The sequence below is a fragment of the Nonomuraea sediminis genome (assembly GCF_018531495.1).
GTDB classification, from domain to species: Bacteria; Actinomycetota; Actinomycetes; order Streptosporangiales; family Streptosporangiaceae; genus Nonomuraea; species Nonomuraea sediminis.
The window spans coordinates 405,598-423,835 of record NZ_JAHDTI010000007.1; the positions used below are offsets into that span (position 1 = coordinate 405,598).

The following is an 18,238-nucleotide window of genomic DNA, read 5'->3' on the forward strand; positions in this document are numbered from 1 at the left end:
ACCCCGAACACGTCCAAGAACCAGAAGCGCAGTCCGAAGTGCCGCCGCCAAGGACACCCCGAAAGCCCCGCCCTTATGCGCGAATCTTTCCGCCGGAACGTCCGCGGTTCCACAACGAGGCGCCCAGCATGCGCATCGTGCGGCCGCTCTGGGGCGCTACCTGGCGACGCGAGCCGCCGGGGCAGCCCCCGAAATGCCCGGCGGCTCGCTTGCTGCCGCTAGCCCATGGCGAACTTTTCGCCCAAGTCTTCGAAGGTCATGTGCATGATCGAGCAGAGGCGGCTGAACTGCGGCGACATGTTGGCCAGCTGGATCCAGCCTCTGCGGCTGAAGTCATTCAGGATGACGATTCCGCGGCTGTCGATGAAGCGCAGCAGCTGAACGTCCACGATCACCTGCTGAGTGCCGTCGTGAACCTGGGTGAGAGTACGGCTTAGCGCCGTGTGGTTGGTCGCGTCGACCTCGCCGATCAATCGGACGGTGACGCGGTGAGGCTGCGGTCTGTGCATGATGTACAGCTGGCTGTCGGTGTAGAGAACGGCTTCCCCCGGGCCCGCGCCCTGCGGCCACGGCTTCACGATGGCGCTCCGGCCGGCCACCACGGAGGCGCCGGTGTTTGACGGATCCTGGCAGGGCAGGGGGCGCTTATGCGCGGGATGGACATGGCAACCTCCCCGGATGCTGACGGAGAGCCCTATGGACAGATTAGTCATGACTCGTCATACATGAAAGACCTGTCATGAATCGCAATGGTAGATTGCAGGTAAGGCTGCACAGGACGCTGGGGGTGGATCGACGTGGACCCAGACGGGTATCGCCCTTCCTGGACCTTCCTTACCCATCACGCCCGTGTCCTGGTGGAGGTCGCCCGGGACCCAGAGATCCGGGTGCGCGACATCGCGGCCACCATCGGAATCACCGAACGCGCAGCCCACCGCATCCTGAATGACCTTCATGAGGACGGCTACCTGACCCGCACCAGGGTCGGACGGCGCAACCACTACGGGCTGAACATGGACAAGCACTTCCGCTACCCGACCGAGGCGGACCTGCCCATCCAGGTCCTCGTCGACATGTTCACCGAACGGGACACCCTTGGCGATTCCCTGCCCGAGCCGATCGATTCCCTGTACGGCCTCAGCTGAGGCCACAGATCCTCGGCCGCTACGGAGACTCCTGGCGCGTCCTGCCGCCCCGGCGTGCGGACGTCCTTGAGCACAGGGGCGACTGTGTGCGGTTCTTGGCCCTGCCGAAGTGTGTCGAAACCGCGATATCGGCAAGACGGCGGCCTGGTTCGGGAACGATTCCCTGAACGCGGGCGCGCGTCAGAGGTGCGTGGCCTCTCACAAAGCTGACGAGGGGTTGGCGGGCGCATGGGGTGAGGCGGATCATCGGCTGGCTGATCGATTTGTGAAGCTCGAGCGGGAAGGCGATCTCCCACATCCAGACACTTAGCGTGATACAACAATTACGCAGCGATATTGGATGTTTGTGAGTACGGCGTGGCTGCCTGGCCGTTGCCGTCCGTTCGGGGAAGGCGGCCACCATGCATGCCACGCCATCACACAGCGCCGCCGCGACGGGGTTGGAGCTCGCGGTCAGCCGGGAAGCCGACCAGATCATCATCTCGCTCGTCGGGGAACTGACCGTGGCCAACGCCTACCTGCTGGGAGGAACCTTCTGCGAGCTGATCGACCAGGGCCACCGTACGTTCGTGCTCGACGCCCTGCAGCTCACCTCGTGCGACGGTGCGGGTTGGACGCTGCTGCTCGGGGTCCGCTGGCGGCTCGCCACCATCTCGGGACGGCTGCGCATCGCGGACCTGGGCCCGCGTCTGATGCGCTGGTGTCGGCTGATGGATCTTGTCGAGGTGTTCGAACTGGATACCACGAGCCGAGCTCAACCCATGTGACGGCATGGCACTGCGGAGCTTCGCTGACATCCCCTCCCCGCATGCCGGTGTACGGCGAGGCGGCTCGGCGGCTGCTCGAAAAAGCTTGCGGAAGTTCGGCCCTCGCCTTCAGGGGTAGAGGCAACCCTCACACACACGGGGAGGGATCATGACTGATCATGGAGACGACGTCATCAGCATCCTGACGACGGATCATCGCGAGGTCGAGGACCTGTTCACCGAGTTGGAGAGGCTGCTCGCCGTCGGCGATCCCGAGCAGGTCCGCGACGTCACGGACAAAGTGATCATTGAGCTCGTCAAGCACTCGGTCGCCGAGGAGGCGTACCTGTATCCGGCGACGCGCAAGTTCGTGCCCGGCGGCGACGCACTGGCCGACACGGAGATCGCCGAGCATGCCGAGGCCGAGGAGCTCATGAAGGAGCTCGAACGCACCGACACCACCGACCTGCGCTTCGCCGAGCTGCTGACCACCCTCATCAAGGACGTCCGCGAGCACGCGGCCGAGGAGGAGTCGCAGCTGTTCCCGCAGCTGGCGCAGCACGCCGACGCCGACGAACTGCGCAAACTCGGCAGCAAGATCAACGCGATCAAGAAGGTCGCTCCGACCCGGCCGCACCCGTCGGCGCCCGACACGCCGCCGGCCAACAAACTGCTCGCACCTGGTGCCGGGCTGGTCGACCGGATCCGCGACCTGGTCAGCGGCCGAGGCAAGGACTGAGCACCGCACGACAGATCATGACGCCGAACGCCGAATGCGTGCACGCCGACGAGGGGAGACGCAGATCGGCGGCTGGGCGTCCCGCCCAGCCGCCGATGCACCGGAGGTCTGCGCGGGGTAGCGGGCTTCCAATCACGGCTCGCTTCGAACGCGAGGGAGGGTCACCATGACGCGCTTCGGATACTTCCTGTCCTGCGAAGAGCACGGCCCCAAGGAGCTCGTACGGCAGGCCAAGCTCGCCGAGCAGGCAGGGTTCCAGGGGTTGTGGATCTCCGATCACTACCATCCGTGGCTCGAGGCCCAGGGGCAGAGCCCGTTCGTGTGGTCGGTGGTCGGCGCGGTCTCCGAGGCGGTGTCGCTGCCGATCACCACGGCCGTCACCTGCCCACTGGTGCTCATGCACCCGGCGATCGTGGCGCAGGCCGCGGCCACGACGCCTTCTTCGACTTCTACGCCGACAGGATCCTGCCGGAGGTGTCATGAACGACCGCATCGCGGACCCGTGGGGCGAGCGCACGCCGTACGGGCCAGGAGAGCGCTGGCCGGTGCGCCAGGACCAGCTGCTGACCGTCGACGCTGACGTCGAGTGGGTGCCGACCGCCTCGGTGCTGCACTCCAACGGCGACGCGATGGAGCTGGCCGTGCTGGAGGGGCAGATCGTCGGCGTGCGCGGACGCGCCGATGACCGCGTCAACCACGGCAGGCTCGGCCCCAAGGACCTGTACGGCTGGCAGGCCAACCACAGCCCCGACAGGCTGACCACCCCGCTGGTGCGCGAAGGCGGCCGGCTGGTGCCCGCGAGCTGGGACGCGGCCATGGACCTGATCGCGGCCCACTCGCGCGAGCTGCTGCGCGAAGGACCTGAGAGGTTCGGCTTCTACACCAGCGGCCAGCTGTTCCTGGAGGAGTACTACACGCTCGCCGTCCTGGCCACGGCCGGAATCGGCACGCCGCACCTGGACGGCAACACGCGGCTGTGCACCGCGACCGCCGCCTCGGCGCTGAAGGCCAGCTTCGGAACCGATGGCCAGCCGGGCTCCTACACCGACGTCGACTTCTGCGACGCGCTCGCGCTGTGGGGTCACAACGTGGCCGAGACGCAGACCGTGCTGTGGTCCCGCATGCTCGATCGCCGCCGCGGCCCCACGCCGCCCGCGATGATCGCCGTCGATCCCCGCCAGACGCCCGTCGCCCGCGAGGCCGACGTGCACTTGGCCGTCCGCCCCGGCACCAACCTGGCGCTGGTGAACGCGCTCATCCGCAGACTCATCGACCGCGGCTGGTACGACCCCGGCTACGTCGACGCGCACACCATCGGCTTCGAGGACCTGCAGCGCGTCACCGCCGACTACCCGGTCGAGCGGGCCGCCCAGATCTGCGGGCTGGAGCCCCGGCTGATCGAGCAGGCCGCGGAGATCCTCGGCACCTGCCAGGCGCTGGTCTCGACGGTGCTGCAGGGCTTCTACCAGTCGCACCAGGCGACCGCGGCCGCCTGCCAGGTCAACAACGTCCACCTGCTGCGCGGCATGCTCGGCCGCCCGGGCGCCGGCGTCCTGCAGATGAACGGCCAGCCGACCGCCCAGAACACCCGCGAAACCGGCGCCGACGGCGACCTGCCAGGCATGCGCAACTGGGCCAACCCGCGCCACGTGGAGGAGCTGGCCGAGCTGTGGAACGTGGATGCCGCCACGCTGCCGCAGGGCCGGCCCACCCACGCCATGGAGATCTTCCGCAAGGCCGAGGAGGGCGACATCCGGCTGCTGTGGATCTCGGCCACCAACCCGGCGGTGTCGCTGCCGGAGCTACCCAGGATCCGCCGGCTGCTGTCCGACCCCGCCCTGTTCGTGGTGGTCCAGGACATCTTCATGACCGAGACGGCGATGCTGGCCGACGTGGTGCTGCCGGCCGCCGCCTGGGGCGAGAAGCGAGGCACCTTCACCAACGCCGACCGCACGGTCCACCTGTCGGAACAGGCCGTCCAGCCGCCCGGGCAAGCCCGCTCGGACCTGGACATCTTCTGCGACTACGCGGCACGGATGAACTTCCGCGACCAAGACGGCAAGCCGCTCATCCAGTGGAGCACGGCCGAGCAGGCCTTCGAGGCCTGGCAGGCCTGCTCGGCCGGCCGTCCCTGCGACTACACCGATCTCGGCTACGAACGGCTGCGCGAGGGCGGTATCCAGTGGGGCGGCGAGCGGCTCTACATCGACGGCCGTTTCAACACCGACACCGACTACTGCGAGACCTACGGCCAGGACATGATCACCGGGGAGCCGCAGGACGAGGCCGCGCACCGGGCCAAGAACCCGGCGGGCCGGGCCTTCCTGCACGCCGTGCCCTACCAGCCGCCGCCCGAGCAGCCCGACGACGACTATCCGATGCTGCTGACCACCGGTCGCACCGTCTATCACTTCCACACCAGGACCAAGACCGCCCGCGTCCCCGAACTCGACCGCGCCGCGCCGCGGCCGTGGATCGAGATCAGCGCCGAGGACGCCGCGCGGCTCGCCGTTCAGGAAGGCGACCTGGTCCGCGTGGAGACCCGCAGGGGCGCGATGGAGGCGCCCGCCCGCATCGCGGGCCTGCGCCCCGGCACACTGTTCGCGCCGTTCCACTACGGCTACTGGGACGCCGGTACGGCCGGGCCGCACGATGGGCCGCCCACCGCGGCCAACGAGGCCACCCTGACGGCCTGGGACCCGGTGTCCAAACAGCCCATCTACAAGCTGTCAGCCGCCCGCCTGATCAAGGCCTGATGTGTGTACCTCGCCTGCCACGACCTCCATCAACGGTGGTCCCATCTGCGGATATCCACCTGCGAGAGGCGATCAGCGAGCGGGCGGGGGAGGTGGAGACGCTGAGAGGGCCTCGTCGTCATCGATCGCCGGTTCGAGGCGCTCCTCATAGGCGGCGAACAACTCGACCAGGGCGCGAACCGGCGCATGCGCCTCGGTGGGATAGCGGAAACTCTGCTCAAGGTTGAGCCGGTAGCGATTGCGGCGGCCCACCCGGTCCCGGATCAGATAACCGGCCTCATGCAGGTCGGTCACGATGCCCTGCACCGCCCGTTCGGTGATACCGATGCTCGCGGCGATGTCACGCAGGCGGATCTCCGGATCGCGGGCGATCTCCAACAGCACCCGTGCGTGATGGGTAAGGAACGTCCATGCTGAACGATCATCGGTGCCCATGATCATCACACTTTCCCATATCAGGGACTCACCCTGCTCCTGCCCACACAGAAGCGAGAACACCCATTCCCGAAAACAATTTCCAGAGTTATTGTGGGGGAGAACGGACTCCGTCGCACCGCCGATACGGAGGAAGTCAATGCCTGTCAGTTCACCGTGAGAGCACATCATGACCGCTCTTTCCATGACATGCAGCGATCTGCCCGACAGTACGCTCATCAGCGTCAGCGGCGAGGTCGATGTCACCAACTCCAGCCGGCTGGCATCCGCTCTGGTCGCGGGCCGCCGCCCAGGCAAGCCACTGATCTTGGATCTGAGCTCGATGACCTTCCTGGACAGCACCGGTCTGAGCGTGCTGCTGGATACGCACACCGCCGCCGAACGCGACGGCGACGGCATGTACCTGGTCGGCGTGCAGCACACGCCGATGCGGGTGCTACAGATCACCGGGGTGCTGACCCGCCTGCATCTGCTCGCCACTCTCGAGCAGGCCCTCCTGGCGGCCTCTCGCGCTGCCGGAGCACGTCAACATCAATTCCGCCAGAACCGCACGCGCGGCGGTCTGAGGCCGGGCGGGCACCGGTGAGCGGACCGATCGAGGCTGTGCCAGGGGCCGGGCAGCCGATGGTGGTCCGCCGGATCGGGTTGTCGTCGGCCGCGGACATCGGGATGGAGCGGTTCGCCCGGCTGGCGGCCGGCGTGATGGATGTGCCGGTGGCGGTGGTCGCGCTGGTGGAGGCTGACCGGCTGGTGTTGCCCGGCCTGGTGGGGCTGGATGAGCCGTGGGCCGCCACCCGTGAGATGCCCTTGCCGGGTTCGCTGTGCCAGCGGGTGGTGGCCACGGGAGGGGCGTTGATCGCGGCGGACGCGCGGGCCGATGACGGGTTCGCCGCGACCGTGCCGGTTCCGGAGCGGGAGTGGGGCATGCTCGCCTATGCCGCGATGCCGCTGTCGGCCGCCGGCAAGGTGGTGGGCGCGTTGTGCGCGATCGACACCGTGGTGCGGGACTGGAGCGATGGTCAGCTGCGAGGCCTGGCGGACTTGGCCGCCGCCTGCTCGGCGGAGCTGCGGCTGAGGACCGCCTCGCAGCGCGCGCTGGGGGCACAGCACGAGGCCGAGGATCGGCGGCGCGACGTCGAGCAGGAACAGCTTTTCGCGGAGAAGGCCCTGGCAGAGGCCGAATGGGCCGGCGAGCGTGCCCGAACCGGATGGGACACCGCCGAGCTGCTGCTGCACGCCTCGCAGGAGCTGGCGGGCACCGAAACGCAGGAGGACGTCCAACTCCGGCTGCGGGATCTGCTCGACGATACGTTCAAGCCCGTCCACGTCGGGCTCAGCCTGATCCAGGAGGGACGGCTGCGCTCGGTGCCGAACCCGGACCGGCAGCTACCCGCTGAGGCCGATGCCCAGTCCTGCGAGCTTGGGGCCGCTCATCCGATGGCCCGTGCGGCCCGGGACCGGCGTGTGATCGCCGTTGCCGACCTTGGCCGGCCGGGCCCCTCTTTCGGCGAGGCTGCGGCTGCCTTCGCTCGGCTGGGCCTTCGCTCGGTGGTGTGCGTGCCGCTGGTGGACGGCGGCGAGGTGCTCGGGGTCATCCTGGTCGGCTGGGACCAGCCGCGTAAAGTGGACGCCTCCGAGCGGGCGGTGCTCACCGCGATCGGCAGCTACACCGCCCATGCCGTGCAACGGGCCGGTGTCCTGGATGAGCGCGTCAGCGTCGCCCACCAGTTGCAGCGCGCGATGCTGACCGATCTACCCGCGATCCCGGGCCTGGACCTGGCCGCGCTCTACCTGCCCGCCGCCGCCGCCGACCTCGTGGGCGGGGACTGGTACGACGCCTTCCTCCTGCCGGTACGCCGCAGCAGGGCCGACACGGGCGCCGATGCCGGGGTCGCGGTCGCGGTCGGGGATATCACCGGCCACGACATGCAGGCCGCCACCATCATGGGACAGACCCGCAGCATGCTGCGCCAGGCCATGCTGGACCGTTCCCATCACGGGCCCGCGGCCGCGGTCACCGCGCTGGAGCAGGCCTGCAAGGTGCTGGATCTGAACGTGACCGGCACACTGCTGTTCGGCCGCCTGGTCCCGGCGTCGGCCGGCTGGGAGTTCACCTGGACCAACGCCGGGCATCCCTGGCCGCTGCTGGTGCAGCCCGACGGCCGGGTGCAGAGCCTGCAGGAGCATGATCTGCTCTTGCATCCCGGCCTGGATCCCGGCCGTCGCCGCGATCACCGGCGGCGGCTCGGTACGGGCAGCGTCTTGCTGCTCTACACCGACGGGCTCGTCGACCGGCGCGACGGCAGCATCGAAGAGACGACCGAGCAGGTCGCCCGCACTCTGGCCGCCCATCGGCACGAGCCGCTGCCCGACCTGCTGAACACACTGGCCGCCGTCGCCGGTCCTGATCCCGGCGACGACATCGCCTTGCTGGCCGTACGGGTGCCACTGAACGCCCAGTCGGATCTGCGAGCCCCCTGACCAGCTCAGTGGGCAGGAGTTCCCATCAAGGCGGTGACGGCGGTCTCCTCCCGAACGACATGGGTGTCACGGACCGATGAGTTTCTGGGCCGGCACCGGTCAGTAGTGACGACACCCCCGCTCCGAAGGAGACCGCGATGAGCAACGACCCCGCACTGCAGGCCCTGGCCAGGCTCGTCGGCACCTGGAAGATCACCGGCGGGCACGAGGGGACCGTGACCTACCACTGGCTGAACGACCACTTCCTCCAGCAGGACGTCCATCTGGGCGACACATTCGGCATCGAGATCATCGGCCGGGAGCGGAAGCTGATGGCCGAGCCCAGCGCCGACATCAAGTCCCGCTACTACGGTGACGATGGCAGCACGCTGGACTACACCTACGAGATCGAGGGCGACACCCTCACCATCTGGGCCGGCGACCGCGGCTCACCTGCCTACTATCAGGGCACCTTCAGCCCCGACGACCGCACCCTCAACGGCTCCTGGGTCTACCCGGGCGGAGGCGGCTACGTTTCCAACGCTGAGCGCGTATCGCAGACAGTGAGCGCTGACCTGCGATAGCGAAACCCAAGAGACGCCTGCTCAAAGACAGGCTCAGCGACTGAACCAGGGGTTGCCGCCCAGGGACCACACCGACACCTTGGTCACACCCAGGCTGGTGAGCAGGGCGAGCTTCTGGTCCATGGCCTTCTGGTCGACGTAGTCGTAGAGCTTGCCGCCCGAGGTCCAGCGGATCTCGCCCGAGCTGGGGTCGCGGCGGGACTCGGAGGTGGTGAAGCCCGGCTTGGTGCGCATCACGGACAGGGCGATGTTGCCCTCGATCTTGTCGGAGTCGCACCTGGTGGGGGCGCTGTAGCCGTACGAGGGCAGGCCGATGACCAGGTTGTCGTCGGACACCTGGGACCGGGCGTAGGCCACCAGGGTCTTCGTCCACTCGAAGGGCTGGATGGGCAGGCACTTGGACCCGGCGACCGAGTCGTACTCGTCGTCGTAGGCCATGACGACCAGCTCGTCCACCCCGGCCGCCACGACGGCCGAGTAGCTGTAGAAGTCGGCGTCCTCCACCATCGCGGGCGCGTCGGCCTGCAGCTTCTTGCCGGCCGCGTGCAGTGCGGTGGCCAGCTCGCGCAGGAACTTCTCGTAGTTGGCCCGGTCGGTCGACGTCCAGGACCAGAAGTCCTCGAAGTCGACGTCCACGCCGGTGAAGCCGATGCTCTTGATGAGGTTGACCATCTTGGTGATGGCGGCGGAGCGCTTGGCGGAGGAGCTCACCAGCGCCCGCACGGTCGGGGTGTCCATCGCGGAGACGGTGGCGTACTGCCGGGCCGACCAGGCCTTGACGTCTGCCGCGCTCTCCGGGCCGTTGCACAGGCCGCTGTGCTGCTCCAGGGTGCCGTCGGCTCGGACGGCCCAGTATTCCGGCTTGAGGGTGCCGGTCCGCAGCCTGCCGTCGTGATATTCCGAGGCACCCTTGCACTGCGGGTCGCCGGGGGATCCGGGGTAGAGCCAGGCCTGGATCTGGGGCGCCGTCCGGGCCTGGGCGGGGGATGCGTTGGTGAGGAGGGCTAAACCTAACGCGAACATGGCGAATCGACGCATGACAAGCTCCTTACGTCAGATCTGGGTGATGCTGGGTGTGGCGTCGTCCGGTGGCCCGGTGAGCGCCAGCTTCGAGGTGAGGCGGTAGCGGTCGCCCCGGTAGATGGCCCTGGTGTACTCGAAGAGCCTGCCGTGCTGGTCGCGGGTGACACGCTCCAGCGACAGCACGGGGAACCCGGCGCCGATGCCCAGCAGGGATGCCTGCAGAGGGTCGGCGACGGTCGCCTCGTGGGTCTGCTCGGCCTCGGTCGGGATCACGCCGTACCGCTCCCGGAGCAGTGCGTAGAACGAGCCGGACTCGATGTCGGCGGCGGTGGCCCCGGGCACGAGTTCGTTGAGCACGTGGATGGTCTCCAGCGCCATCGGCTCGTCGTCGACCAGGCGCCGGCGGGCGATGCGCAGGACGGGGGTGCCCGCCTCGACGCGGAGCCTGCTGCCGATGGTCATGCCCGCGGGGACGACCGAGTGGTCGATCACCCGGCTGGTCCACTTGCCCGGGGCCGCAGGATAGGCGGCCAGGCCTGGCATGGGGCTCGTGACGAGCTGCTGCGCTATCTTCGGCGTCGCCACGAAGACACCCCTGCCGTGCTCGCGGACCAGCCAGCCGTCTCTGACCAGCTCGTCCACCACGGCACGGAGGGTCGGCCGGGAAACCTCCAGCTCGGTGGAGAGCTGCCGCTCGGACGGGATGGCCTGCCCGACGGCACGGGCCTCGATCAGCGCGATCAGATGCTCTCTGATCTGGTCGCGTTTTCTGAGACTGGCTGTCACGAGGGCACCTTCCCACAGTGGTCAACTAGTGGTCAATATCTCTTCATTCTGGCCGCCAAAGATTCTGCGACACCCTCTTGACGTTACCGCAAAGACCACTTCAAACTGGCCCGCGTCAACTGGTAAAGAAGTGGTAGGTATGGCATGAAGATGTACCGCTACGCCGTACTCCTGGCCGCCCTCGCGGTGACGGCCTGTGCGCCGGACCCGGCGGATTCCGGTGCGCCCAGCACCTCCGGGGCTTCCGGGGGGACGATCACGTTCTGGCACCCGCTCAAGGACCCGAACGAGCTCAAGGCCGTGCAGACCGTGCTCGACAGGTTCCACGCGGCCCACCCCGAGATCACCGTCAAGGCCGTCTCCGCGCAGGACGCCGACAAGGTCACCCAGTCCATCCGCGGCGGCAACCCGCCGGACGTCGCGCTGTCCTTCAACGCCAACAGCGTCGGCGCCTGGTGCGCGACCGGGGCCTTCCAGGACCTGACGCCGCTGATCACCCGGGACAAGGTGGACCTGGAGCAGATCCCAGCCGCGGTGCGCGCCTACACCGAGTTCAGGGGCAAGCGCTGCGTCATGCCGCTGCTCGCCGACACCTTCGCGCTCTACTACAACAAGAAGCTGCTGGCCGCGGCCGGATACCAGGCGCCGCCGAAGACGATGACCGAGCTGACCGAGATGGCGAAGAAGCTCACGGTCAAGAAGGCCGACGGATCCATCGAGGTGGCGGGCTTCATGCCGTACCTCGGCACCTACCAGTCCGTCGCCGAGCACTTCACGCCCAGCTTCGGCGCCACCTGGCTCAACGCGGACGGCACCTCCAACCTCGGCTCGGACCCCGGCTTCACCGCCATGCTGACGTGGCAGAAGAACCTGGTCGACTGGTTCGGCGCGGACAAGCTCGCCAAGTTCAAGGCCGGGCTCGGCGACGAGTTCTCCGCACAACACGCCTTCGAGATCGGCAAGCTCGCCATGATGGTCGACGGTGAGTGGCGCACGTCCTTCATCAAGCACGACGGCTCCTCCGTCGAGTACGGCACGGCCCCCATGCCCGCCGCCGACGACAAACCCGAGCTGTACGGCGCCGGCGCCATCGGCGGCAACATCATCGGCATCCCCCGAGGCGCCAAGAACACCGCGGCGGCCTGGACGTTCGTCAAGTTCGCCAGCACCGACACCGGCGCGCTCGTCGCCTTCGCCGACGCCATCCACAACGTGCCGACCACCCTGGCCGCACTGAAGTCGCCTGATCTGCAACTCGCCAAGGACCCGTTGTTCAGGCCGTTCCTCGACGTGTTCGCCCACCCGCGCAGCGGCTCGCTCCCGGCCAGCGCCGACGGCGGCGCCTACCTCACCAACTTCGGCGCCTTCGCCGAGAAGTGGCAGCAGGGCAGGGTGCCCGACCTGGCGGCCGGGCTCAAGGAGCTCGACCGGCAGAACGACACCGCGCTGAAGCTGGGCTCGTAGATGGCAGCCGTGCTCTCGTTGCCCCGGCGGCGCGTCAGGACGCGCTGCCGGACGCGGCTCACCGTGCTGGCGTTCCTCGCGCCCTGGCTGGTGGGCGTCGCGGTGTTCTTCGCCTATCCGCTGGCCGCCACGTTCTACTTCTCCTTCACCGACTACACGATGCTGGACCGGGCGCACTTCGTCGGGCTCAGGAACTACGTCTACCTGTTCGCCGAAGACCCCTACGTGTGGCAGGCCATCCGCAACACCGGCTGGTTCCTGGTGGTCATGGTCCCGGCGCAGGTGCTGTTCGCGCTCGGCACGGCGCTGCTGCTGACCAGGATCAAGCGTGGCGCCGGGTTCTTCCGTACGCTGTTCTACCTGCCGTCGCTGGCCCCGCCGGTCGCCGCGACCGTCGCGTTCGTGTTCCTGTTCAACCCGGCGACCGGGCCCGTCAACCGGTTCCTGTCCTGGCTCGGGATCGAGGGGCCGCTGTGGTTCAGCGACCCCGGCTGGTCCAAGCCCGCACTCGTGCTGCTGGCGCTGTGGGGGAGCGGGAACGTCATGGTCATCCTGCTGGCCGCGCTGCTGGACGTGCCCAGGGAACTGCACGAGGCGGCGGCCATCGACGGCGCCTCCGCGCCGCAGATCTTCCGCAACGTCACGCTGCCGAGCATCGCGCCCGTGCTGCTGTTCGCGGTGGTGACAGGGATGATCCAGGCGCTGCAGTACTTCACGCAGGCCGTCGTGGCGGGCACCGTCGCCGCGGGCAGCGCCGACATCACGGGTTCCGCGCAGGTGCCCGGCTATCCCGACGGGTCCACGCTGACCTTCCCCTACTGGCTGTACGCGCAGGGGTTCCAGCGTTTCAACATGGGCTACGCGTGCGCGCTGGCCGTACTGCTGTTCGTCGTCTCGCTCGGCTTCACCGCCCTGATGCTGCGGAGGGCCAGATGAAGCGCCGCCTGGTCTGGCTCGCCGACCACTCCCTCGCGGTGGCGCTGGCTATCGCGTTCATCGGGCCGCTCGTGTTCATCGCGCTGACCGCGCTGATGTCGGATCGCCAGGCCCTGACGTCCTCGCTGTGGCCCGACCACTTCCAGTGGTCCAACCTGGTGGAGGTCTTCAGCCGCGCGCCCGTGCTGACGTGGCTGGGCAACACGCTGCTCTACGCGGTGCCGGCCACCGTGTTCACGGTCGTGTCCAGCGTGCCCGCGGCCTACGCGCTCGCCCGCTACCGTTTCCGTTTCAGGCGGGCGGCGTTCCTGCTGGTGGTGGCCATGATGCTGCTGCCGCCGCAGGTGCTGGTCGTGCCGGTCTACCTGATCTGGGCGCGGCTCCACCTGACCGGGACCCTCTGGCCGCTGGTCGTGCCGCTGCTCTTCGGCGACGCCTTCGCCATCTTCCTGCTCAGGCAGTTCCTGCTGACCATTCCCGAGGAGTACGCGCAGGCGGCCAGGATCGACGGCTGCGGCGAGTTCAGGGTCCTGGTCAGGGTGATCCTGCCGATGATCCGCCCGGCCATCGCGGCGGTGGCGCTGTTCCAGTTCTTTTATGCCTGGAACGACTACTACGGCCCGCTGGTCTACACCGGCGAGGCGGCCGAGCACTGGACTCTGTCGCTCGGCCTGGCCTCCTTCAAGTCGGTCCACTCCGTGCAGTGGAACCTCACCATGGCGGCGACGCTGCTTGTCATGGCGCCGCTCATCGCGGTCTTCTTCTTCGCGCAAAAGGCCTTCATCGAAGGCGTGACTCTCACCGGGGTTAAGGGATGAAACTCACTGTCATCGGGGGCGGCTCCACGTACACGCCGGAGCTGGTCGACGGGTTCGCACGATTGGGGTTCCCGGTCTCGGAGCTGGCGCTGGTCGATCCGGCCGCCGAACGGCTGGAGGTCATCGGCGGGTTCGCGCAACGCATCCTCGCCCGCCGCGGCCATTCAGCCCGGGTCATGACATATCAGGATCTGGATGCGGGGATCGACGGGGCGACAGCCGTACTGCTGCAACTTCGGGTCGGCGGTCAGGCGGCCCGGCACGTCGACGAGACGCTGCCGTTGGAGTGCGGGTGCGTCGGACAGGAGACGACGGGCGCCGGAGGGCTGGCCAAGGCGCTGCGCACGGTGCCCGTCGTGCTGGACATCGCCTCGCGCGTGGAACGGCTCGCGCCCAAGGCGTGGATCGTCGACTTCACCAACCCCGTGGGGATCGTGACCCGGGCTCTGCTCGACGCCGGACACCGGGCGGTGGGGCTGTGCAACGTGGCCATCGGCTTGCAACGGACCTTCGCCTCCTGGCTGGACGTGGCGCCCGAGCGGCTTGAACTCGACCATGTCGGGCTCAACCACCTCACCTGGGAGCGCGCCGTACGGCTGGACGGGGCGGACATCACCGAGCGGATCCTCACCGAGCACGGCCAGGAGCTTGCCGATCGGGCGAAGATCCCCGTCGAGCTGATTCGCCGGATGGGAGCGGTGCCGTCCTACTACCTGCGCTACTTCTACGCCCACGACGAGGTGGTGGCCGAGCAGCGCGTCGAGGCGTCGCGGGCCGAGCGGGTCGCGACGATCGAGCGCGAGCTGATGGCGATGTACGCCGACCCGGCGGTGGTGGACAAGCCCGCGCTGCTGGAGGAACGCGGCGGCGCGTACTACTCCGAAGCGGCGGTGCAGCTTGTCGCCTCGCTGGTGGAGAACAAAGGAGACACACAGGTCGTGAACCTGCGTAACCGCGGCACCCTGCCCTTCCTGCCCGACCACGCCGTGATCGAGGTGCCCGCCACCATCGGCGCGCTAGGTCCGGAGCCCCTGCCCGTGTCGCCCGTCGAGCCCCGCTACGCCGGACTCATCGCGCACGTGTCCGCCTACGAGGAACTGGCGCTGGAGGCCGCGCTGCACGGCGGCATCACCCGCGTCGCCGACGCGCTCCTCGCCCACCCCCTGATCGGCCAGGCCACCGTCGCCCACGACCTCGCCGATCGGCTCGTCGCCGCCAACCGGAGGTACCTGCCGTGGACGTGAACGTCGCCGTCGCGGTGGACGGCGGCAACAGCAAGACGGACCTCGCGGTGGTGAGCAGCGCGGGCGCGGTGCTGGCCAGGGCCCGGGGCGAGGGCTTCAGGCCGCAGGTGGTCGGCGTCCCCGCGGCCATGAAGGTCCTCGACGATCTCCTCGGGCAGGTCGGATCCGGCGCGTTCGGGCACGTCGCCGCGTTTCTGGCCGGTGCCGACCTGCCTGAGGAAGAAGCCGCGCTCCAGGAAGCGGTCGCCGCACGCGGCTGGGCGCCGTCGGTACGCGTGGCCAATGACACCTTCGCTCTGCTCCGGGCCGGTACGGCTCGGCCGTACGGCGTGGCGGTGGTGTGCGGGACCGGCATCAACTGCGTGGGGGTGGCGGCAGACGGGCGGACCACCCGGTTTCCCGCTTTGGGGGCGATCTCCGGCGACTGGGGCGGTGGGGAGGACGTGGGAAGGGCGGCGCTCTGGCACGCCGTACGCGGAGAGGACGGGCGAGGCCCGCGCACCGTGCTGGAGCGCGTGATCAGCGAGCACTTCGGCCTGCCGACGGTGGCCGCCGTGGTGACCTCGCTCCACTACGGCGAGCTTCCCGCCACCCGCCTGAGAGAGCTCGCCCCCGCCGTACTCGCGACGGAGGACCCGGTCGCGCGGGGGATCGTGGACCGGCTGGCCGATGAGGTCCTGGCGATGGCGGTGGTGGCACTGCGGCGGCTCGATCTGCTGGGCGAGCCGTGCGAGGTGGTGCTCGGCGGCGGGGTCCTCGCGTCCCGGCAGGCTCGCCTGTTCGGCAGGATCGAGGACGGCCTGGCCAGGGCGGCTCCCGCGGCCGAACCGGTCGTCGTCACTGCCCCGCCCCTCCTCGGCGCGGCCCTGTCCGCGCTCGACCACTTCGCCGCTGCCGCCGAGGCGAGGGATCGGCTCCGCTCCGAACTTTCAGGATGACCGCGGCTCATCGAAAGCCCACGCCGAGGGAGTGGCGGACCCGGCTGGTGTGGGCTTCAGCCTCCGGTCAGGTGTGCAGGGGAAGGCGCTTGGTGAGGGCGGTCACACGGTTGCGTGGCCCGAACACGGCGACCGCCACGAAGTCGACGTGCTCAGCGGAAGTGGCCTTCAACATGGCGAGGTAGTCGTCGTAGTCGCGGGCGCGGCGGGCCACCTCGTTGAAACCAACAGTGATCAGGTCAGGTCGGGCTTGGGCACGGTCGTGCAATTCCCGCAGCTCGTCGGCAGCGGCGGTGAGCACCGGCACCGGGTGCGGGTTCAAGCCCGCGTGGGATCGGCCGGAGGCGTCGACGCCGTCGCTGCCGAGCGGGTGGTTCAGGCGTGCGCCCAGGCTGAGCCCGACGACTGCCGCCGCGTTCACCGCGAGTGCAGGCTCGAGGCCGTCGCGAACGACGAGGACCAGCTTCGTGGCCAAGGGCATGGTGGATCTTCCGTTCTTGCTCACGAGGACGCGGGTCGCGAGTTGGAGGGAGAGGCGTTGAGGCGGAGCCGGGCCAGTTCCGTCGCGGCCTGGGCGGGTGTCACCTGCTGGTGTTCCGCCGTGTCGAGGAGGCCGGCGACGGTGTGCTCGATGGCCTCGACGCGTTCGCGTGCATCGTCGGGGGGCTGGTGGTGCAGCTCCATGGTGAGCGCGTGGATGACTCCACCCGCGCTGACGACGTAGTCGGGTACCCAGACGATGCCGCGCCGGTGCAGGAGGTCGGCGACGGTCGGCGTGGCCAGTTGGTTGTTGGCAGGCCCTGCGATGGCGGCGCAGCGCAGCCGCGGTACGACGTCCTCGGTGAGGATGCCGCCGAGCGCGGCAGGAACGAGGATGTCGACGTCGGAGGTGAGGGCTTGCTCTGGCGAAGCCCAGGTTGCGCCGAGTTCCTCACTTGCCGCCTGCTTGGCGTGATCGATGTCGCTGACGAGAAGATCGGCTCCCTCCTCGGCGAGCAGGCGCGCCAGCCGCAGGCCGACGCTGCCCAGCCCCACCAGCGACAGCCGTACGCCCGTGAGCGCCCGCGTGCCGTGGAGGCGTTGGCTTACCGCGCGCAGAGCCGCCAGCGTGCCGCTCGCGGTGGCCGGCGAGGAGTCGCCGCTGCCGCCGTGCTGTATCGGCTTGCAGAAGACGTGAGGGGTGCGCTCACCGATGACCGCCATGTCTTCTGGAGTCGTTCCGACGTCCGGACCGGTGGCATACGCGCCGTCCAGTGAGGCGATGGTGTCGGCCACGTCGTCCAGCAACGCGCGGCGCATCGCCGCGTCCAGCTCGGCGCCCGGGGGTATGGCGACGACGGTCTTGCCGCCGCCGTTGGCAAGCCCGGCCACGGCGCATTTGGCGGTCATCGCGGCCGACAGGCGCAACGCGTCGGTGAGGCCGTCGCGCCAGTCGGCGTAGCGCCACAGCCGGCATCCGCCGACCGCCTGGCCGAGCTTGGACGAATGCACGGCGACGATGACCGGCAGGCCCGAGCGCGGTCCCGTGCGGATCAGGACTTGTTCGTGATCGAGAGTGGACATGCCGGCGAACCTCCGTGTCATGCGAGCGGCATTGCTCTGCAAGCATTGGGCATACGGATGCGCAATGGCGGCTTGGCCGAACGAATGATCGGAATGGCTGGCAAACTGCCGTACATGGACGAACTTGATTCGGAGATTATCCGGCTTCTCCAGACAGATGCACGGCAGTCCAACCGCGAACTGGCCCGCAGACTCGGCATCGCGCCCTCCACCTGCTTGGAACGCGTCAGAGCGCTCACCCGCCGTGGCGTCATCCGCGGCTACCACGCCGAGATCAACCCGGCTGCGCTCAACCGCGGCGTCCAAGCCATGGTGTCGGTACAGGTGCGCCCCCTCAGCCGCACGGTCATCAATGCCTTTATGGACTCGGCGAGCGCCATGCCCGAAGTGCTCGCCGTTTTCGTGCTCGGCGGTGGCGACGACTTCCTTCTCCACGTCGCCGTCCAGGATCTCGACCACTTGCACGCCTTCCTGCTCGATCGGCTCAGCAAGCGCCGGGAGATCGCGGGCTTCCGCACCTCGGTGATCTTCAAGCAGGTGCACAACACTGCCCCGGCCAGACTCCCTGACGTGAACGAAACGACGTGAAATGTGGTGAACG

Annotated in this window: 19 protein-coding genes and 1 pseudogene; 14 read left to right on the forward strand and 6 right to left on the reverse strand. The window is 68.7% G+C overall.

Features of this window, described 5'->3' with window-relative positions:
* Positions 1-218 precede the first annotated feature (218 nt).
* Entirely contained in the window at positions 219-713 is a 495-nt protein-coding gene (locus KIK09_RS30330) for an STAS domain-containing protein (protein WP_214322810.1), read from the reverse strand.
* An 84-nt stretch (positions 714-797) separates the two neighbouring features.
* Between KIK09_RS30330 and KIK09_RS30335 the strand changes: the two genes are divergently transcribed.
* The 5 genes and pseudogenes from KIK09_RS30335 (at position 798) to KIK09_RS30355 (ending at position 5,386) form a co-directional block, all read left to right on the forward strand.
* On the forward strand, positions 798-1,145 hold the full coding sequence (locus KIK09_RS30335) for a helix-turn-helix transcriptional regulator (protein ID WP_214322811.1): 348 nt from the start codon (positions 798-800) through the stop codon (positions 1,143-1,145).
* A 401-nt stretch (positions 1,146-1,546) separates the two neighbouring features.
* A complete protein-coding gene (locus tag KIK09_RS30340; protein ID WP_214322812.1) occupies positions 1,547-1,912 on the forward strand; it encodes an STAS domain-containing protein in 366 nt (121 codons plus the stop codon).
* A gap of 148 nt (positions 1,913-2,060) precedes the next feature.
* The gene (locus tag KIK09_RS30345; RefSeq protein ID WP_214322813.1) at positions 2,061-2,630 is read left to right on the forward strand and encodes a hemerythrin domain-containing protein; all 570 of its coding nucleotides are present in this window, start codon (positions 2,061-2,063) and stop codon (positions 2,628-2,630) included.
* A gap of 166 nt (positions 2,631-2,796) precedes the next feature.
* Positions 2,797-3,063, forward strand: a pseudogene (locus KIK09_RS58085) (LLM class flavin-dependent oxidoreductase); the annotation flags it as partial.
* A 46-nt stretch (positions 3,064-3,109) separates the two neighbouring features.
* Positions 3,110-5,386, forward strand: coding sequence for a molybdopterin oxidoreductase family protein (locus KIK09_RS30355; RefSeq protein ID WP_214322815.1), 2,277 nt, complete (start codon positions 3,110-3,112; stop codon positions 5,384-5,386).
* A 72-nt stretch (positions 5,387-5,458) separates the two neighbouring features.
* Here KIK09_RS30355 and KIK09_RS30360 read toward each other — a convergent pair whose 3' ends face one another.
* Entirely contained in the window at positions 5,459-5,827 is a 369-nt protein-coding gene (locus KIK09_RS30360) for a helix-turn-helix transcriptional regulator (RefSeq protein WP_250573973.1), read from the reverse strand.
* A 163-nt stretch (positions 5,828-5,990) separates the two neighbouring features.
* Here KIK09_RS30360 and KIK09_RS30365 point away from each other — a divergent pair, with 163 nt between their 5' ends.
* From KIK09_RS30365 to KIK09_RS30375, 3 genes are all read left to right on the forward strand, one after another.
* A complete protein-coding gene (locus tag KIK09_RS30365; RefSeq protein ID WP_214322816.1) occupies positions 5,991-6,407 on the forward strand; it encodes an STAS domain-containing protein in 417 nt (138 codons plus the stop codon).
* Complete coding sequence (locus KIK09_RS30370; protein ID WP_214322817.1) at positions 6,404-8,302, forward strand: GAF domain-containing SpoIIE family protein phosphatase; 1,899 nt, start codon at positions 6,404-6,406, stop codon at positions 8,300-8,302. The genes KIK09_RS30365 and KIK09_RS30370 overlap by 4 nt, the downstream gene beginning before the upstream one ends.
* A gap of 137 nt (positions 8,303-8,439) precedes the next feature.
* On the forward strand, positions 8,440-8,865 hold the full coding sequence (locus tag KIK09_RS30375; RefSeq protein WP_214322818.1) for a hypothetical protein: 426 nt from the start codon (positions 8,440-8,442) through the stop codon (positions 8,863-8,865).
* Positions 8,866-8,898: 33 nt separating this feature from the next.
* Here the strand turns inward: KIK09_RS30375 and KIK09_RS30380 are convergent, their stop codons facing one another.
* Both KIK09_RS30380 and KIK09_RS30385 read right to left on the reverse strand, forming a co-directional pair.
* Positions 8,899-9,903: a glycosyl hydrolase family 18 protein gene (locus tag KIK09_RS30380; protein ID WP_214322819.1), complete on the reverse strand. Its 1,005-nt coding sequence runs from the start codon at positions 9,901-9,903 to the stop codon at positions 8,899-8,901.
* A gap of 15 nt (positions 9,904-9,918) precedes the next feature.
* Complete coding sequence (locus tag KIK09_RS30385) at positions 9,919-10,674, reverse strand: GntR family transcriptional regulator (protein ID WP_214322820.1); 756 nt, start codon at positions 10,672-10,674, stop codon at positions 9,919-9,921.
* A 144-nt stretch (positions 10,675-10,818) separates the two neighbouring features.
* On the opposite strand from KIK09_RS30385, the gene KIK09_RS30390 reads away from it, so the two are divergent.
* The 5 genes from KIK09_RS30390 to KIK09_RS30410 are packed head-to-tail and all read left to right on the forward strand — an operon-like array spanning position 10,819 to position 16,074.
* Positions 10,819-12,138 (forward strand): ABC transporter substrate-binding protein, encoded by a 1,320-nt coding sequence (locus KIK09_RS30390; protein WP_250573974.1) that lies wholly within the window; start codon positions 10,819-10,821, stop codon positions 12,136-12,138.
* The gene (locus KIK09_RS30395; protein WP_214322821.1) at positions 12,139-13,074 is read left to right on the forward strand and encodes a carbohydrate ABC transporter permease; all 936 of its coding nucleotides are present in this window, start codon (positions 12,139-12,141) and stop codon (positions 13,072-13,074) included. It abuts the gene before it with no gap.
* Complete coding sequence (locus KIK09_RS30400; protein ID WP_214322822.1) at positions 13,071-13,892, forward strand: carbohydrate ABC transporter permease; 822 nt, start codon at positions 13,071-13,073, stop codon at positions 13,890-13,892. Before KIK09_RS30395 ends, KIK09_RS30400 begins: the two co-directional genes overlap by 4 nt.
* The gene (locus tag KIK09_RS30405) at positions 13,889-15,136 is read left to right on the forward strand and encodes a 6-phospho-beta-glucosidase (protein WP_214322823.1); all 1,248 of its coding nucleotides are present in this window, start codon (positions 13,889-13,891) and stop codon (positions 15,134-15,136) included. Before KIK09_RS30400 ends, KIK09_RS30405 begins: the two co-directional genes overlap by 4 nt.
* Positions 15,127-16,074, forward strand: coding sequence for an N-acetylglucosamine kinase (locus KIK09_RS30410; protein WP_308164368.1), 948 nt, complete (start codon positions 15,127-15,129; stop codon positions 16,072-16,074). Before KIK09_RS30405 ends, KIK09_RS30410 begins: the two co-directional genes overlap by 10 nt.
* Before the next feature lie 67 nt (positions 16,075-16,141).
* Here the strand turns inward: KIK09_RS30410 and KIK09_RS30415 are convergent, their stop codons facing one another.
* Together KIK09_RS30415 and KIK09_RS30420 are read right to left on the reverse strand one after the other, a co-directional pair.
* A complete protein-coding gene (locus KIK09_RS30415; RefSeq protein ID WP_308164369.1) occupies positions 16,142-16,579 on the reverse strand; it encodes a DUF2000 domain-containing protein in 438 nt (145 codons plus the stop codon).
* A complete protein-coding gene (locus KIK09_RS30420) occupies positions 16,576-17,637 on the reverse strand; it encodes a Glu/Leu/Phe/Val dehydrogenase family protein (RefSeq protein WP_214322824.1) in 1,062 nt (353 codons plus the stop codon). Before KIK09_RS30420 ends, KIK09_RS30415 begins: the two co-directional genes overlap by 4 nt.
* Here KIK09_RS30420 and KIK09_RS30425 point away from each other — a divergent pair.
* Positions 17,620-18,225: an Lrp/AsnC family transcriptional regulator gene (locus KIK09_RS30425; RefSeq protein WP_372455697.1), complete on the forward strand. Its 606-nt coding sequence runs from the start codon at positions 17,620-17,622 to the stop codon at positions 18,223-18,225. The two genes, KIK09_RS30420 and KIK09_RS30425, sit on opposite strands and share 18 nt — an antisense overlap.
* Positions 18,226-18,238: the final 13 nt, after the last annotated feature.

Bases quoted from the DNA above. Each gene is read 5' to 3' on its own strand.
- KIK09_RS30340 (WP_214322812.1), top strand. From the start codon at position 1,547: ATGCATGCCACGCCATCACACAGCGCCGCCGCGACGGGGTTGGAGCTC.
- KIK09_RS30420 (WP_214322824.1), bottom strand. From the start codon at position 17,637: ATGTCCACTCTCGATCACGAACAAGTCCTGATCCGCACGGGACCGCGC.
- KIK09_RS30365 (WP_214322816.1), top strand. From the start codon at position 5,991: ATGACCGCTCTTTCCATGACATGCAGCGATCTGCCCGACAGTACGCTC.
- KIK09_RS30355 (WP_214322815.1), top strand. From the start codon at position 3,110: ATGAACGACCGCATCGCGGACCCGTGGGGCGAGCGCACGCCGTACGGG.
- KIK09_RS30330 (WP_214322810.1), bottom strand. From the start codon at position 713: ATGACTAATCTGTCCATAGGGCTCTCCGTCAGCATCCGGGGAGGTTGC.
- KIK09_RS30345 (WP_214322813.1), top strand. From the start codon at position 2,061: ATGACTGATCATGGAGACGACGTCATCAGCATCCTGACGACGGATCAT.
- KIK09_RS30405 (WP_214322823.1), top strand. From the start codon at position 13,889: ATGAAACTCACTGTCATCGGGGGCGGCTCCACGTACACGCCGGAGCTG.
- KIK09_RS30375 (WP_214322818.1), top strand. From the start codon at position 8,440: ATGAGCAACGACCCCGCACTGCAGGCCCTGGCCAGGCTCGTCGGCACC.
- KIK09_RS30380 (WP_214322819.1), bottom strand. From the start codon at position 9,903: ATGCGTCGATTCGCCATGTTCGCGTTAGGTTTAGCCCTCCTCACCAAC.
- KIK09_RS30360 (WP_250573973.1), bottom strand. From the start codon at position 5,827: ATGATCATGGGCACCGATGATCGTTCAGCATGGACGTTCCTTACCCAT.
- KIK09_RS30390 (WP_250573974.1), top strand. From the start codon at position 10,819: ATGAAGATGTACCGCTACGCCGTACTCCTGGCCGCCCTCGCGGTGACG.
- KIK09_RS30395 (WP_214322821.1), top strand. From the start codon at position 12,139: ATGGCAGCCGTGCTCTCGTTGCCCCGGCGGCGCGTCAGGACGCGCTGC.
- KIK09_RS30400 (WP_214322822.1), top strand. From the start codon at position 13,071: ATGAAGCGCCGCCTGGTCTGGCTCGCCGACCACTCCCTCGCGGTGGCG.